The organism is Marinobacter alkaliphilus (assembly GCF_055394375.1).
Map to the genome: position 1 here is coordinate 946,925 of NZ_AP043751.1, position 15,247 is coordinate 962,171.

Below are 15,247 nucleotides of genomic sequence, written 5' to 3' on the forward strand. Positions count from 1 at the left end.
GAGAAGCTGCTGACAACTGACTGAAAAGCAAAAAGTTTCGGTTTTTACCTAGCCTAAGCCCCGGGTTTATCCACCGGAATTCTGGGCTCCCGCCGCCGGGATGCTTTTCGCCGGGGCGATATCTGGTTAAAATTTGCACATTCAGACTGCAATTTCGCCGGCGAGGCGTTATACTCGCCGCCCTGTTTTCATACCCTTTTTTAAAGCCCGATTTCCGAGGTGTAGTGTGGAGTTTCCGACCCGTTTCGATGTCATTGTCATTGGTGGTGGCCATGCCGGTACTGAAGCCGCCCTGGCAGCCGCGCGCATGGGTTCGCAAACCCTGCTGCTGACCCACAACATTGAGACTCTGGGGCAGATGTCCTGTAACCCCGCCATCGGGGGGATCGGCAAGAGCCACCTGGTGAAGGAAATCGACGCCTTGGGCGGGGCCATGGCCCGGGCTACCGATAAAGCCGGTATCCAGTTTCGTGTGCTGAACAGCCGTAAGGGCCCGGCGGTGCGTGCCACCCGCGCCCAGGCTGACCGGATTCTGTACAAGGCGGCGATTCGCCATACCCTGGAAAACCAGCCCAACCTGACCCTGTTCCAGCAGGCCGCCGATGACCTGATTGTGGAAAACGACCAGGTGGTGGGCGTGGTTACCCAGACCGGTATTCGCTTCAACGCCAAAACCGTCGTGCTGACCACCGGTACCTTCCTCGGCGGCGTTATCCACATCGGTATGCAGCACCACGCCGGTGGCCGCGCCGGCGATGCGCCGGCCAATGCGCTGGCCAAACGCCTGCGGGAGTTGCCGTTCAACGTTGGCCGCCTGAAAACCGGTACCCCGCCGCGCATCGATGCCCGTACCGTGGATTTTTCAGTGATGCAGCAGCAGTGGGGCGACGACCCGACACCGGTGATGTCTTTCATCGGCAGCCGTGACGAGCACCCTGAGCAAATCTGTTGTTATGTCACCCGCACCACCGAAGAAACCCACGACATTATCCGCAGTGGTTTTGACCGCTCGCCCATGTTCGCCGGTAATATCGAGGGCGTGGGCCCGCGCTACTGCCCGTCCATTGAAGACAAGGTCAACCGCTTCGCCGACAAGGATTCGCACCAGATTTTTGTCGAGCCCGAGGGCCTGACCACCAACGAGTTGTACCCGAACGGCATTTCCACCAGCCTGCCGTTTGATATCCAGCTCAAGGCCGTGCGCTCCATTCCCGGTTTTGAAAACGCCCACATCCTGCGCCCGGGTTATGCCATCGAGTATGACTACCTGAACCCCCAGGATCTGCGCCATACCCTGGAAACCAAATTTATCCAGGGCCTGTACTTCGCTGGCCAGATCAACGGCACCACCGGCTATGAAGAAGCCGGCGCCCAGGGCTTGCTGGCGGGCATCAACGCCGCCTTGCGAGCTCAGGAGAAAGCCGAATGGTATCCGCGCCGGGACGAAGCCTACCTCGGCGTACTGGTGGACGACCTGATCACCATGGGGACCAGCGAGCCCTACCGCATGTTCACCAGCCGTGCCGAATACCGGCTGATCCTGCGGGAAGACAACGCCGACCTGCGCCTGACTGAAACCGGCCGCAAGCTGGGGCTGGTGGACGACGAACGCTGGCAGAAGTTCAGTGACAAGTGCGAAGGCATCACCAAAGAGCGCAGCCGCCTGGAAAGCACCCGCATTCACCCGAACACCGAGGCCGGTGAACGTGCCAATGGCTACCTGAAACAGCCGATGACCCGGGACCAGTCCCTGGCCGAGCTGCTGCGCCGCCCGGAAATCGCCTATCAGCACATTGCCGAGATCGGTGCCGATCAGGCAGACGATCCGAATGTGGCTGAGCAGGTAGAGATCGAGATCAAGTACGAAGGCTACATCTCCCGCCAGGCCGATGAAATCGAGCGCCTGCGCCGGAATGAGAACACCGCATTGCCGGTGGATCTGGACTATGAGGTGATTGGGGGCTTGTCGAACGAGATCAAGCAGAAGCTGCAAACCGTAAGACCGGAAACCGTCGCCCAGGCCTCACGCATCCAGGGTGTCACGCCGGCCGCGGTGAGCCAGATTCTGGTGCACCTGAAAAAGCGGGACCTGCTGAGAAAGCAGAGCGCCTGAGATGACTTATCCACAATGGCCAGGCCAGCTGAGCGACGGCCTGGCGGCGATGAATCTGTCCCTCAGCGAAAGCCAGCAGCAACAGTTGCTGGCTTTTCTCGCATTGCTGAATAAATGGAACAAGGCCTACAACCTGACCGCCGTGCGGGATGAGCGGGTGATGGTGTCACGGCAATTGCTTGACAGCCTGAGCATTCTGCCATGGGTGACCACCGACCACCTGCTGGATGTTGGCGCCGGGGGTGGCCTGCCCGGTATCCCTCTGGCCATTGTGTTCCCGGAAAAACGCTTTACCCTGCTTGACAGCAATGGCAAGAAAACCCGGTTCCTGAACCAGTGTGTGCTTGAACTGGGGCTAGGCAACGTTGAGGTAATTCATGGCCGGGCGGAAGACTGCCAGCCGGATCAGCCATTCACCCAGATCAGCAGCCGGGCCTTTACCGCCCTGGAGAACCTGGTGACCTGGTGTGGCCAGTTGCTTGCGAGTGAGGGTGAGTTCCTTGCCATGAAAGGCCAGTATCCGGATGATGAAGTAGCTGCCCTTCCGGCCGGCTGGCAGGTAGAATCCAGCCATTCCCTGAAGGTGCCCGGTGCAGATGGCGAGAGGCACTTGCTGATCGTCACCCGGGCTGAGTAAACCCGCTAACCCCAAGAGCAGGAGGCAAAGCATGGCGCGCGTGATTGCTGTGACCAATCAGAAAGGCGGTGTGGGCAAAACCACCACCTGCGTCAATCTTGCCGCGTCTCTTGCCGCCACCAAACGCCGGGTGCTGCTGGTGGATATGGACCCCCAGGGTAACGCCACCATGGGCAGCGGTGTCGACAAGAATAGCCTGCAGTTGTCCGGTTACGACGTGCTCACCAAACGTGCCAGCGCTGCCGAAGTGATTGTCAGGGCTGAGGCCTCCGGTTTTGACATACTGCCCGCCAACGGCGACCTGACCGCGGCGGAAGTGGAACTAATGAACGAAATCGGTCGGGAGCACCGGCTGCGCCTGACCCTTAACACCGTTCGCGAGAATTACGAATACATCCTCATCGATTGCCCGCCGTCCCTGAACCTGCTGACCGTCAATGCCCTGTCGGCGTCGGATTCAGTGCTCATCCCCATGCAATGCGAATACTACGCACTGGAAGGCCTGGCTGCGTTGATGAACACCGTGGAGCAGATAAAGGAAACGGTGAACCCGAATCTTGAGGTCGAAGGCATCCTGCGCACCATGTACGACCCGCGCAACAGCCTGACCCTGGATGTCTCCGGTCAGCTTAACGAGTATTTTGGTGACAAGGTCTACCGGGCGGTTATCCCACGCAACGTGCGCCTGGCTGAAGCACCGAGTTACGGTATGCCGGCGCTGGCCTACGACCGGGCCTCCAAAGGCGCCATTGCCTATCTGGCCCTGGCCGGAGAAATGGTGCGCCGGCACGGATCGAAAAAGACATCCGCCGCGGTTGCGGTGTAACATAGATCGCCGTCAGGCGACCATGCATCCACCATTTCAACAGGAAGAATGACAACCACCATGGCGGCGAAGAAACGAGGTTTGGGCGAACGCGGTTTGGGGGCACTGCTTCAGGGTTCCAAAGTAAACCTGAACCAGGAACCCGGTAATCACGATGGAGAACTGCGGGACATTCCCGTGGATCTGATCCAGCGCGGACGTTATCAGCCCCGCCGTGACATGGACCCGGCCGCCCTGCAGGAACTGGCCGACTCCATTCGCCAACAGGGCGTGATGCAGCCGGTGGTGGTTCGCCCCATCGCGGAAGGCCGTTATGAACTGATTGCCGGTGAACGCCGCTGGCGCGCTACCCAGATAGCCGAACTGGACCGTATTCCCGCCATTATCCGCGATGTGCCCGATGAGGCCGCCATTGCCATGGCGCTGATCGAGAACATCCAGCGGGAAAACCTCAATCCGATCGAAGAAGCCTTCGCCCTGCAACGCCTGCAGGAAGAATTCGGCCTGACCCAGGCCCAGGTGGCAGAAGCGGTGGGTAAATCCCGCACCACCATCACCAACCTGTTGCGCCTGATTGGCCTCACCGAAGATGTCCGGACCATGCTGGAACACGGTGACCTGGAAATGGGCCATGGCCGCGCCATGCTCACCCTGCCGCCAGAGCAGCAGATGCAGGTGGCCCGCCAGGTGGTGGCCAAGTCGCTGTCGGTACGCCAGACCGAAGCCCTGGTGCGTCGGATTCAGCAGGAGAAGCCCGCGGCCGAAGAAACCGAAAGCAAGGGCCTCGACCCCAATATTCGCGCCCTGCAGGACGACCTTTCAGACCGCCTTGGTGCCCGGGTTGCGATCAACCATGGCAAACGGGGAAAGGGCAAAGTGGTGATCGAATACAGTTCACTGGATGAGTTGGATGGTATTCTGGGCCATATCCGCTAAGTCAGCCGGATAATCGGGAAAAATCATCCTAAAGTCCCGCTTTTCGCATTAAACACCACATGTGGTTGCTCCGGAGGTTGCAGAACACAACTTGTGTTATCTGCTATCAAATCTTGAATCGATCTGGTTAAAACTTGGCCAATTTTTCGGCCGAGTTGTGTTGAACAGCTATCGGTTAACACATATAATTCCGCGCGCTTGGAATGACAGCTGGTGACATGACACGTTCGAAGAAAGCCATCATGCGTTTGCCGCTCCTGAAGTGGCTGGTTATCGAGATGGCGGCTCTGGTCACTATCAGTCTGTTGTGGTTGTTTGAAAGTCGTTTGGCCGGGTATTCCGCGTTTATCGGCGGTCTTATTTTTGTCATACCAAACGCGTATTTTGCTCACCGGATGTACCGGTACCAAGGCGCCCGACACGCGCGCCTGATGGTGGGCAACATGTTCAGGGCAGAAGGCATCAAGCTTGCCCTTACCGCAGTGGGTTTTGCGGCAGTTTTCATCTTGATGGAGCCAGTACATGTGCCGGCTCTGTTATTCACTTTTGCTGTAATGGTTGTTCTCAGTGGCGTGCTGCGCTTCCTGATTCAACCTCAAAGACAGCTATAGACTGGACGTGAGAGCAGTATGGCAGCTGATACCCCAGTAGAATATATACAACACCACCTTCAGAACCTCACTTACGGCAAGCTCCCCGCCGGTTATGAGAGGGTCGATCCCTACACCAATGATGTCACCGTGTTGCAGGAGGCCTCCTGGACGTTTGCGCGTACTTCGGCCGAAGCAACCGATATGGGCTTCATGGCGTTCCACGTGGACACCCTGGGCTGGTCCATCTTTATGGGCATCCTGTTCCTGACCATTTTCCGTATGGTTGCCAAGCGGGCCACCAGCGGCGTGCCCTCCGGGCTCCAGAACGTGGTCGAAATGACCGTCGAATTTGTTCAGACCATCGTTCGTGATGGCTTCCACGGCAGGAACCCGGTCATCGCGCCGCTGGCCCTGACCATGTTTGTCTGGATCTTCCTGATGAACAGCCTGAAGCTGATTCCGGTGGACTTTATCCCCCAGATTGCCCACGCGCTGGGTCTTGAATACTTTAAGATTGTACCGACCACCGATCCCAATGGTACCTTCGGTATCTCCATCGGTGTGTTCCTGCTGATCATCTTCTACAGCATCAAGGTAAAAGGTGCTGGCGGCTTCGCCAAGGAACTGTCCTTCACACCGTTCAACCACTGGGCGCTGGTACCCTTTAACCTGGTACTGGAAATCCTGGGCCTGCTGACCAAGCCGCTGAGTCTTGCGCTGCGTCTGTTTGGTAACATGTACGCCGGTGAGGTAGTGTTCATTCTTATCGCGATTCTGCCGTTCTGGGTGCAGTGGACGCTGAACGTGCCCTGGGCGATTTTCCACATCCTGGTGGTAACGCTGCAGGCCTTTATCTTCACAACGCTGGCGGTGGTTTATCTGAGTCAGGCACACGAAGATCATTAACGGACAGTACAGAAGAAGTTTCGTAAAACCTGGATTGTGAAATCCCAAATTAACCTTTAATAAACTGAAAGCTAAGGAGTTTTAAATGGAAATCGTATTCATCGCAGCTGCTATCATCCTGGGTTCTGGCGCTCTGGCCACCGGTATTGGCTTCGCTCTGCTGGGCGGCAAACTGCTCGAGTCTTCTGCTCGTCAGCCTGAAATGGCTCCGCAGCTGCAAACCAAGACCTTCATCATGGCTGGTCTGCTTGACGCTGTTCCGATGATCGGTGTTGGTATCGCGATGTACCTGATCTTCGTTGTAGCTGGTTAATTACACCCGAGAAGCCAGGGCGCTGCTCACTTGAGTTGAGGACGCGCCCGGTTTTCCGGAAACCAGGACGCAACGAATAGCAAGAGGTATATTGCCGTGAATATAAACCTTACGTTGATAGGGCAAGCGATTGCCTTCGCTATTTTCGTCTGGTTCTGCGTCAAATATGTGTGGCCGCCCATCACGGCTGCCATGGAAGCGCGCCAGAAGAAAATTGCCGACGGCCTTTCTGCCGCAGATCGGGCATCCCTCGATCTGGAACTCGCGCAGGAAAAAGCCTCCAAAGAATTGCAAAAAGCAAAACAGGAAGCTGCAGCCCTGATTGACCAGGCCAACAAGCGTGCCGCCCAGATTGTGGAAGCGTCTAAAGACGATGCCCGCAAAGAAGGCGAAAAGCTTATTGAGCAGGCCAGGGCCGAAATTCAACAGGAGCGTGTTCAGGCTCGCGACGCACTGCGCAAAGAAGTAGCGGTTCTTGCCGTTGCCGGTGCCGAGAAGATCCTGGAAACCTCTGTAGATGCCAAAGCTCACAGCGAGATGCTGGACAAGCTGGCCGCAGAACTCTAAACGAGGGTCATCATGGCACAACTGACTACGTTAGCCCGACCCTACGCGAAAGCCGTATTCGATGCCGCTAAAGAACAGAATGCCGTTGATCAGTGGGATCAGGCACTGGCTTTTGCAGGTCTGGTCGCGGCTGACCAAGAGGTAGCGAACATCCTGGCCAATCCCGGCCTGTCTGAGCAACGCAAGGCGGAACTCTTCGCCGATTGTTTCGAAGAGCCCCTGCCTGAAGCACTCAGAAATTTCCTGTTGATTCTTGCTGAAAACAAGCGTCTAGCGCTGTTGCCGGAAGTTGCTACGCTGTTCAGTCTGTATCGCGCGGATCTTGAGCGCACCGTCAAACTGGCGGTGAACACAGCGTTCGAACTGTCTGCCGACGAACAGCAGAAGTTGATCAAAGCACTGTCCGAAAAGCTGGAGCGCAAGGTTGAGCTTGAAACCGCGGTGGATCAGTCCCTGATCGGCGGCGTGGTAGTACGCACAGGCGACCTGGTTATCGACGCTTCAGTCCGTGGCAAGCTGGCCAGAATGGCCAAGGCTCTGGGCTCCTGATTTCAGCACAAGGTTTGAGGACAAAGGCATGCAGCAACTGAATCCATCCGAGATCAGTGACATCATCAAGAAGAGAATCGAGAAACTCGACATCTCTTCCGAAGCAAAGAACGAAGGTACGATCCTGTCGGTATCTGACGGCATCGTATTGATCCACGGTCTGGCCGACGTTATGTACGGCGAGATGATTGAATTTGCCAACGGCACCTACGGCATGGCTCTGAACCTGGAGCGTGATTCTGTTGGTGCGGTGGTACTGGGCGACTTCGAAGGTCTGGCCGAAGGTCAGAAAGTTCGTTGTACCGGCCGTATCCTGGAAGTGCCGGTTGGTAACGAACTGCTGGGCCGTGTGGTTGACTCTCTGGGTAACCCGATCGACGGTAAGGGCGAGCTGGGTAACAGCCTGACCTCTCCGGTTGAGAAGGTTGCACCTGGCGTTATCGCCCGTCAGTCCGTTGATGAGCCGGTACAGACTGGCTTGAAAGCCATCGACACCATGGTTCCCATCGGTCGTGGCCAGCGTGAGCTGATCATCGGTGACCGTCAGATCGGTAAGACCGCTGTAGCGATTGACGCGATCATCAACCAGAAGAACACCGGCATCAAGTGTATCTACGTTGCCGTCGGCCAGAAGCAGTCTTCCATTGCCGCGGTTGTGCGCAAGCTGGAAGAGCACGGCGCCATGGACCACACCATCGTGGTTGCCGCCGGTGCCGCTGATCCTGCCGCCATGCAGTTCCTGGCTCCGTACTCCGGTACGTCCATGGGTGAATTCTTCCGTGACCGCGGTGAAGACGCTCTGATCGTATACGACGACCTGTCCAAGCAGGCTGTTGCTTACCGTCAGATCTCCCTGCTGCTGCGTCGTCCGCCAGGACGTGAAGCATTCCCGGGTGACGTTTTCTATCTGCACTCCCGTCTGCTGGAGCGCGCTTCCCGCGTTAACGCTGACTACGTTGAGCAGTTCACCAACGGTGAAGTGAAAGGCAAGACCGGTTCTCTGACCGCGCTGCCGATCATCGAAACCCAGGCTGGTGACGTTTCTGCGTTCGTACCGACCAACGTGATCTCCATCACCGATGGTCAGATCTTCCTGGAAACCAACCTGTTCAACTCCGGTATCCGTCCGGCCATGAACGCCGGTATCTCCGTATCCCGGGTAGGTGGTGCAGCCCAGACCAAGATCATGAAGAAGCTCGGCGGTAACATCCGTCTGGCCCTGGCCCAGTATCGGGAACTGGCGGCATTCGCCCAGTTCGCTTCCGATCTTGACGAAGCAACCCGTCGTCAGCTGGAGCACGGTCAGCGCGTTACCGAGCTGATGAAGCAGAACCAGTACAGCCCGATGACCGTTGCGGAAATGGGTACCGTACTGTTCGCAGCAAACGAAGGCTTCCTGGACGATGTTGATGTAAACAAGGTTGTGAAGTTTGAAGCACAGCTGCTGGACTGGATGCGTTCCGAGCAGAAAGAGCTTCTCGACAAGATCGGCCCCGAGGGCAACTTCAACGACGACATCACCGCTGGCCTGAAAGCTGCTCTGGAGAAATTCAAGACCACTCAGAGCTGGTAAATCCACTGGGCCCGCCATTGTGCGGGCCTGCTGGTCCCTTTGAGTGTCTAACTTGAAAAGGCAGTGACTTATGGCCGTCGGAAAAGAAATACGTAACCAGATCGGAAGCATCAAGAGCACGCAGAAGATCACCTCCGCCATGGAAATGGTGGCGGCGAGTAAAATGCGTAAAGCTCAGGACCGTATGCAGGCAACTCGCCCATACGCCGAAAAGATGCTGCAGGTAATCGGACACATTGCCAAGTCCAACAAGGATTACCGTCATCCGTTCATGCAGGAGCGTGAGGTCAAGCGGGTAGGCTACATTGTAGTTTCCTCCGACCGTGGCCTTTGTGGTGGTTTGAACACCAACCTGTTCAAACTGCTCGTTCGCGAAATGCGTGAATGGAAACAAAAGGGTGTTGAGACCGACATCTGCGCCATTGGGCAAAAAGGCGCGTCTTTCTTCCGTAACTACGGTGGCAACGTTGTAGCGGCGGTTACCCATATGGGTGACAACCCGTCTGCAAGTGAGCTGATTGGTAGCGTCAAGGTGATGCTCGATGGTTTCGAGCAGGGCAAGATTGATCGCCTGTACCTTGTGAGCAACGAGTTTGTGAATACCATGACTCAGAGCCCGCATTCGCTGCAGCTGCTGCCATTGCCGGAAGGTGATGACGAGGATGTAGGTCACCAGTGGGATTATCTCTATGAGCCGGATTCACGTCCGATTCTTGACGGGCTACTGCCACGTTATATCGAATCCCAGGTGTATCAGGGTGTGGTAGAGAATCTGGCCTGTGAACAGGCTGCCCGGATGATTGCCATGAAGAGCGCGACAGACAACGCCGGTGGCATCATCGATGAGCTTCAGCTGGCCTATAACAAGGCCCGCCAGGCAGCCATCACCCAAGAGATTTCGGAGATTGTGAGCGGCGCGGCATCTGTTTGATAACGCTCACAAACCTACTGGTTTTATTGACTACTAGATAACGAGGAACCGAGCATGAGTAGCGGACACATCGTTCAGATCATTGGCGCGGTTATCGACGTGGAATTCCCACGTGACTCCGTGCCAAGCGTTTATGACGCACTGCTGCTTGAAGGTGGCGAAACAACTCTGGAAGTCCAGCAGCAGCTGGGTGACGGCATTGTTCGTACCATCGCAATGGGCAGCACCGAAGGCCTCAAGCGTGGCCTGAAAGCTGAGAATACCGGCAAGCCGATTTCAGTACCCGTGGGCACCCAGACTCTGGGCCGCATCATGGACGTATTGGGCCGTCCGATCGACGAGCAGGGCGACATCGGTGAAGAAGAGCGTTGGGCTATCCACCGCAAAGCACCGGGCTACGCCGACCAGGCAGCGTCTGCTGACCTGCTGGAAACCGGCATCAAGGTTATCGACCTGATCTGCCCGTTCGCCAAGGGTGGTAAGGTTGGCCTGTTCGGTGGTGCCGGTGTAGGCAAAACCGTAAACATGATGGAATTGATCAACAACATCGCGAAAGAGCACTCCGGTCTCTCCGTATTCGCCGGTGTTGGTGAGCGTACCCGTGAGGGTAACGACTTCTACTACGAAATGAAGGAGTCTAACGTTCTGGATAAGGTTGCCATGGTTTACGGCCAGATGAACGAGCCCCCAGGAAACCGTCTGCGTGTGGCCCTGACCGGTCTCACCATGGCCGAGAAGTTCCGTGACGAAGGCCGTGACGTTCTGTTGTTCGTTGACAACATCTACCGTTACACCCTGGCCGGTACCGAAGTATCTGCACTGCTGGGCCGTATGCCTTCAGCGGTAGGTTACCAGCCGACTCTGGCGGAAGAGATGGGTCAGCTGCAGGAGCGGATCACCTCTACCAAGAACGGTTCTATCACCTCTATCCAGGCGGTCTACGTACCGGCGGATGACTTGACTGACCCGTCTCCGGCCACCACCTTCTCGCACCTTGACGCGACCGTGGTACTGAGCCGTGACATCGCCTCCAAGGGTATCTACCCGGCGATCGATCCGCTCGACTCCACCTCCCGTCAGCTGGACCCGCTGGTGATCGGCGAGCAGCACTACAACGTTGCCCGTGGTGTTCAGAACGTTCTGCAGCGTTACAAGGAACTGAAAGACATCATCGCGATCCTGGGTATGGACGAGCTGTCTGAAGAAGACAAGCTGACCGTGGCCCGTGCCCGTAAGATCGAGCGCTTCCTGTCTCAGCCGTTCCACGTAGCGGAAGTATTTACCGGTTCCCCGGGTAAGTACGTGTCTCTGAAGGAAACCATCGCCAGCTTCGAAGGCATCCTGAACGGTGACTACGACGACATGCCGGAGCAGGCCTTCTACATGTGCGGTGGCATCGAAGAGGCAATCGAGAAGGCTAAGGCAATGAAAGCGAAAGAAGGCAAGTAAATTACCTTCTTCCCTTTCTGACCCAAGAGGCGTAAGAAATGGCTATGACCGTACATTGTGACGTCGTAAGTGCCGAAGAAAAAATCTACTCGGGCCTGGTGGAGATGCTGATCGCCACCGGAACCGAGGGTGAGCTAGGCATCCAGCTTGGCCATGCTCCGCTGCTGACCGAGCTCAAGCCCGGCTCAGTGCGGATCATCAAGCAGGGTGGCGCCGAGGAGATTCTGTACGTATCCGGTGGTTATCTGGAAGTACAGCCGAACCTGGTGACCCTGATGGCTGATACCGCAGTTCGTGCCAAGGATGTGGACGAAGCGGCAGCCCTGGAGGCCCAGAAGCAAGCCGAGAAGGCACTGGCGAACAAGACAGGCGAGTTCGAGTACTCCCGTGCTGCCGCCGAGCTGGCAGAAGCCGCCGCTCAGCTGCGCACCATCCAGAAACTGCGCAAGCACCTGCGCTAAGCAGGGTTTGTGTCAGGGCCCGGACTGGCCTGACCGTGAACCGCATCCGCAGGTGGATAACCAGCCACACCCGCAAGGGCAAGGCCGGTTATTCACCGGGACGCGGTTTTTTATTTTGAGATTCACCACCAGATTGGAGCGTACCGCCCCATGAGCCCATTACACGTTGTGATCCTGGCGGCCGGCCAGGGCTCCCGAATGAAATCGGCGCTACCCAAGGTATTACACCCGGTGGCCGGCAAGGCCATGCTGCATCACGTGATTGATACCGCAAAGCAGCTGGGGGCGGAGAAAATTCACACGGTAATCGGCCACGGTGCAGATCGGGTGCGGGCATCACTGCACGAACCCTCGGTGAACTGGGTGATGCAGACCGAGCAACTGGGTACCGGCCATGCCGTGGCCCAGGCCTTGCCGGATCTGCCGGACGACGCCCGGGTACTGGTGCTCTACGGCGATGTGCCGTTGACCCGCAAAGACACCCTCGACGCCATGGTCAGTGACCTGGACGATGGTAATCTGGCCCTGCTGACTGTGGATATGGACAACCCTCACGGCTATGGCCGGATCGTTCGTAACGCCGAGGGCCAGGTGCAGGCGATTGTGGAGCAGAAAGACGCCACCGCCGAGCAGCAAGATATCCAGGAGGTAAACACCGGTATCCTGGCCGTTTCTGCCCGGCACCTGAAAAGCTGGCTACCCACGCTATCCAACAGCAACGCCCAGGGTGAATACTACCTGACCGACATCATCGCTATGGCTGTTGACCATGGCTTGTCCGTCACGGTGTCTCAGCCCCTGAACCCGTTTGAAGTGCAGGGCGTGAATAACCGCCTGCAACTGGCGGAGCTGGAGCGTTGGTACCAGCGCCAGCAGGCAGAAAGGCTGATGACCGAGGGAGCTACCCTGGCAGACCCGGCCCGGGTGGATGTACGCGGTGAGCTGACCATTGGTAACGACCTGTGGATTGATGTGAACGCGGTGTTTGAGGGTAAAGTCAGCCTTGGCAGCAACGTGGTGATCGGTCCGAACTGTGTGATCAAGGATTCCACCATTGCTGATGGCGCTGAAATCAAAGCCAACAGCGTGCTTGAAGGTGCGATTGTAGGCGCCAATGCCCAGATTGGCCCGTTCGCCCGCCTGCGCCCGGGTACCGAACTGGCCGCCAATACCAAGGTGGGCAACTTTGTCGAAACCAAGAAAGCGGTAGTAGGTGAGGGCAGCAAGATCAATCACCTGAGCTACGTGGGCGATGCCTCACTGGGTCGTAATGTGAATGTGGGTGCAGGCACCATCACCTGCAATTATGATGGGGTGAACAAGTTCAAAACCGAGATCGGCGACGGTGTGTTTGTGGGTTCCAACACCTCGCTGGTGGCGCCGGTGACAGTGGCGGCCGAGGCCACCATTGGTGCAGGTTCGACCATTACCCGCAACGTCGCTGAAAGCGAACTGGCGGTAGCCCGCGGCAAACAACGGAATATCGCAGGCTGGGAACGGCCCAAGAAAGCGTAACAACCGAATTAACTGACAGGTGATAACAGCATGTGTGGGATTGTAGGAGCGGTTTCCGAACGGGACGTCCAGGGTATTCTGCTGGAGGGGCTCCGCCGCCTTGAATACCGGGGTTACGACTCCGCCGGCATGGCCGTGATCAACGGCAAGCCGGAAGTGCAGCGTGCCCGGGAAGTCGGCAAGGTTGCCGCCCTGGCCGATGCCATCAGTGCCAATCCCCTGGCCGGGCATCTCGGTATCGCCCATACCCGCTGGGCCACCCACGGCGAGCCATCCCAGGTGAACGCCCACCCGCACATGTCTGGCGATCGCCTGGCCATTGTCCACAATGGCATCATCGAGAACTATCAGGAACTGCGGGAAGAGCTGAAAGCCGAAGGCTTTGAGTTCACCTCCCAGACCGACACCGAAGTCGTTGCCCATCTGATCGGCAAGAACTACAAGGCGGGCGGAAGCCTCTATAACGCCGTCAAGACTGCCATTAGCCGCCTGCGCGGCGCCTTTGCCCTGGCCGTGGTCCATGCCGACGAGCCGGACCACATGGTGGTGTGCCGTGAAGGCAGCCCGCTGGTGGTGGGTGTGGGTATCGGCGAAAACTTCATCGCCTCTGACCAGCTGGCGCTGCTGCCGGTCACCGACCGGTTCATGTTCCTGGAAGAAGGCGACATCGCCGATATCCGCAAGGACAAGATCGAGATTCACGATCGCGAAGGCCAGGCGGTTGAGCGCGCCATCAACCGTTTCGAACACGGTGCCGATTCCGCCGACAAGGGCGAGTACCGCCATTACATGCTCAAGGAAATCTACGAGCAGCCGAAAGTGATCAAGGCCACCATGGAAGGCCGGATTACCGCTACCCGGGTGCTGGAGCAAGCCCTGGGTACCGATGCCGAAAACCTGCTGGAGAACGTGCGCCACGTCCAGATCATCGCCTGTGGAACCTCTTATCATGCCGGCATGGTGGCCCGTTACTGGATTGAAGACCTGGCCGGCGTACCCTGTTCCGTGGAAGTGGCCTCCGAGTTTCGCTACCGCAAGCACGTGATCCAGCCTGATACCCTGTTCCTGTGCATTTCCCAGTCCGGTGAAACCGCCGACACCCTGGCCGCCCTGCGCCAGGCCAAGAAAGCCGGGTTCCGCGCGGCGTTGGCCATCTGCAACGTACCGGGCAGTTCCCTGGTGCGGGAATCCGACCTGGTGATCATGACCCAGGCCGGCCCTGAAATCGGTGTAGCCTCCACCAAAGCGTTCACCACCCAGCTGACCGCCCTGCTGATCTTCACCCTGGCCCTGGCCCGCCACAACGGCCTGAATGCCGAGCGGGAAGCCGACATCGTGAAAGCCATTCACCTCCTGCCCGGCCAGGTCAACGATGTGCTGGCCCTGGATGGTGAAATCGAGGAGATGTCCAAAGCCTTCATGGACAAGAACCACAGCCTGTTCCTGGGCCGGGGTTCCCAGTACCCGGTGGCCATGGAAGGGGCTCTCAAACTCAAGGAAATTTCCTATATCCACGCCGAAGCCTACCCGGCCGGCGAGCTGAAACACGGCCCCCTGGCCCTGGTAGACAGCGAAATGCCCGTGGTGACCGTGGCCCCCAACAACGACCTGGTGGAAAAGCTGAAGTCCAACCTGGAAGAAGTACGGGCCCGCGGCGGCGAATTGTTTGTATTCGCCGACAAGGCCGCAGACGTGAAGCCGGAAGAGGGCCTGCACGTGATGCAGATTCCCTCGGTACACGAAATCACCGCGCCGATCGTCTACACCGTGCCCCTGCAGTTGCTGTCTTACCACGTGGCGGTGCTCAAGGGCACCGATGTGGACCAGCCGCGCAACCTGGCCAAGAGTGTGACGGTGGAATAATCGCCTGGCTTGGAA

At 57.7% G+C, this 15,247-nt stretch carries 15 protein-coding genes; all 15 read left to right on the top strand.

From position 1 onward, the window contains the following. The first annotated feature begins 226 nt into the window (after nucleotides 1-226). On the top strand, nucleotides 227-2,113 hold the full coding sequence (gene mnmG / locus ACZ5Q2_RS04305) for a tRNA uridine-5-carboxymethylaminomethyl(34) synthesis enzyme MnmG (protein WP_061333186.1): 1,887 nt from the start codon (nucleotides 227-229) through the stop codon (nucleotides 2,111-2,113). Between the two features lies 1 nt (nucleotide 2,114). Next, nucleotides 2,115-2,750, top strand: coding sequence for a 16S rRNA (guanine(527)-N(7))-methyltransferase RsmG (gene rsmG / locus ACZ5Q2_RS04310; protein ID WP_061333187.1), 636 nt, complete (start codon nucleotides 2,115-2,117; stop codon nucleotides 2,748-2,750). A gap of 31 nt (nucleotides 2,751-2,781) precedes the next feature. Continuing rightward, nucleotides 2,782-3,576 carry a ParA family protein gene (locus ACZ5Q2_RS04315; protein ID WP_061333188.1) on the top strand — a complete coding sequence of 265 codons (795 nt, stop codon included), beginning with the start codon at nucleotides 2,782-2,784 and terminating at the stop codon, nucleotides 3,574-3,576. Nucleotides 3,577-3,636: 60 nt separating this feature from the next. Further along, complete coding sequence (locus tag ACZ5Q2_RS04320) at nucleotides 3,637-4,512, top strand: ParB/RepB/Spo0J family partition protein (RefSeq protein WP_061333217.1); 876 nt, start codon at nucleotides 3,637-3,639, stop codon at nucleotides 4,510-4,512. Between the two features lie 203 nt (nucleotides 4,513-4,715). Then, entirely contained in the window at nucleotides 4,716-5,123 is a 408-nt protein-coding gene (locus ACZ5Q2_RS04325; protein WP_082780615.1) for an ATP synthase subunit I, read from the top strand. An 18-nt stretch (nucleotides 5,124-5,141) separates the two neighbouring features. Continuing rightward, nucleotides 5,142-6,011 carry a F0F1 ATP synthase subunit A gene (gene atpB / locus ACZ5Q2_RS04330; protein ID WP_061333190.1) on the top strand — a complete coding sequence of 290 codons (870 nt, stop codon included), beginning with the start codon at nucleotides 5,142-5,144 and terminating at the stop codon, nucleotides 6,009-6,011. 85 nt (nucleotides 6,012-6,096) lie between these two features. Further along, on the top strand, nucleotides 6,097-6,324 hold the full coding sequence (gene atpE / locus ACZ5Q2_RS04335; protein WP_058090906.1) for a F0F1 ATP synthase subunit C: 228 nt from the start codon (nucleotides 6,097-6,099) through the stop codon (nucleotides 6,322-6,324). 96 nt (nucleotides 6,325-6,420) lie between these two features. Then, nucleotides 6,421-6,891, top strand: coding sequence for a F0F1 ATP synthase subunit B (locus ACZ5Q2_RS04340; protein WP_058090905.1), 471 nt, complete (start codon nucleotides 6,421-6,423; stop codon nucleotides 6,889-6,891). A 12-nt stretch (nucleotides 6,892-6,903) separates the two neighbouring features. Then, on the top strand, nucleotides 6,904-7,440 hold the full coding sequence (locus ACZ5Q2_RS04345) for a F0F1 ATP synthase subunit delta (RefSeq protein ID WP_058090904.1): 537 nt from the start codon (nucleotides 6,904-6,906) through the stop codon (nucleotides 7,438-7,440). Between the two features lie 28 nt (nucleotides 7,441-7,468). Continuing rightward, nucleotides 7,469-9,013: a F0F1 ATP synthase subunit alpha gene (atpA, locus tag ACZ5Q2_RS04350; RefSeq protein ID WP_058090903.1), complete on the top strand. Its 1,545-nt coding sequence runs from the start codon at nucleotides 7,469-7,471 to the stop codon at nucleotides 9,011-9,013. Nucleotides 9,014-9,083: 70 nt separating this feature from the next. Beyond that, on the top strand, nucleotides 9,084-9,944 hold the full coding sequence (gene atpG / locus ACZ5Q2_RS04355; protein WP_061333191.1) for a F0F1 ATP synthase subunit gamma: 861 nt from the start codon (nucleotides 9,084-9,086) through the stop codon (nucleotides 9,942-9,944). A 54-nt stretch (nucleotides 9,945-9,998) separates the two neighbouring features. Continuing rightward, nucleotides 9,999-11,393 carry a F0F1 ATP synthase subunit beta gene (gene atpD, locus ACZ5Q2_RS04360; RefSeq protein WP_058090901.1) on the top strand — a complete coding sequence of 465 codons (1,395 nt, stop codon included), beginning with the start codon at nucleotides 9,999-10,001 and terminating at the stop codon, nucleotides 11,391-11,393. A gap of 38 nt (nucleotides 11,394-11,431) precedes the next feature. Beyond that, complete coding sequence (locus ACZ5Q2_RS04365) at nucleotides 11,432-11,854, top strand: F0F1 ATP synthase subunit epsilon (RefSeq protein ID WP_061333192.1); 423 nt, start codon at nucleotides 11,432-11,434, stop codon at nucleotides 11,852-11,854. Nucleotides 11,855-12,004: 150 nt separating this feature from the next. Beyond that, the gene (gene glmU / locus ACZ5Q2_RS04370) at nucleotides 12,005-13,369 is read left to right on the top strand and encodes a bifunctional UDP-N-acetylglucosamine diphosphorylase/glucosamine-1-phosphate N-acetyltransferase GlmU (protein ID WP_058090899.1); all 1,365 of its coding nucleotides are present in this window, start codon (nucleotides 12,005-12,007) and stop codon (nucleotides 13,367-13,369) included. 30 nt (nucleotides 13,370-13,399) lie between these two features. Next, a complete protein-coding gene (gene glmS / locus ACZ5Q2_RS04375; protein WP_061333193.1) occupies nucleotides 13,400-15,232 on the top strand; it encodes a glutamine--fructose-6-phosphate transaminase (isomerizing) in 1,833 nt (610 codons plus the stop codon). Nucleotides 15,233-15,247 lie beyond the last annotated feature (15 nt).

What these genes read in the sequence shown, in the direction of transcription:
- rsmG (WP_061333187.1), top strand. Translation starts at nt 2,115, where the DNA reads ATGACTTATCCACAATGGCCAGGCCAGCTGAGCGACGGCCTGGCGGCG.
- ACZ5Q2_RS04315 (WP_061333188.1), top strand. Translation starts at nt 2,782, where the DNA reads ATGGCGCGCGTGATTGCTGTGACCAATCAGAAAGGCGGTGTGGGCAAA.
- ACZ5Q2_RS04320 (WP_061333217.1), top strand. Translation starts at nt 3,637, where the DNA reads ATGGCGGCGAAGAAACGAGGTTTGGGCGAACGCGGTTTGGGGGCACTG.
- ACZ5Q2_RS04325 (WP_082780615.1), top strand. Translation starts at nt 4,716, where the DNA reads ATGACAGCTGGTGACATGACACGTTCGAAGAAAGCCATCATGCGTTTG.
- atpB (WP_061333190.1), top strand. Translation starts at nt 5,142, where the DNA reads ATGGCAGCTGATACCCCAGTAGAATATATACAACACCACCTTCAGAAC.
- atpE (WP_058090906.1), top strand. Translation starts at nt 6,097, where the DNA reads ATGGAAATCGTATTCATCGCAGCTGCTATCATCCTGGGTTCTGGCGCT.
- ACZ5Q2_RS04345 (WP_058090904.1), top strand. Translation starts at nt 6,904, where the DNA reads ATGGCACAACTGACTACGTTAGCCCGACCCTACGCGAAAGCCGTATTC.
- atpA (WP_058090903.1), top strand. Translation starts at nt 7,469, where the DNA reads ATGCAGCAACTGAATCCATCCGAGATCAGTGACATCATCAAGAAGAGA.
- atpG (WP_061333191.1), top strand. Translation starts at nt 9,084, where the DNA reads ATGGCCGTCGGAAAAGAAATACGTAACCAGATCGGAAGCATCAAGAGC.
- atpD (WP_058090901.1), top strand. Translation starts at nt 9,999, where the DNA reads ATGAGTAGCGGACACATCGTTCAGATCATTGGCGCGGTTATCGACGTG.
- ACZ5Q2_RS04365 (WP_061333192.1), top strand. Translation starts at nt 11,432, where the DNA reads ATGGCTATGACCGTACATTGTGACGTCGTAAGTGCCGAAGAAAAAATC.
- glmU (WP_058090899.1), top strand. Translation starts at nt 12,005, where the DNA reads ATGAGCCCATTACACGTTGTGATCCTGGCGGCCGGCCAGGGCTCCCGA.
- glmS (WP_061333193.1), top strand. Translation starts at nt 13,400, where the DNA reads ATGTGTGGGATTGTAGGAGCGGTTTCCGAACGGGACGTCCAGGGTATT.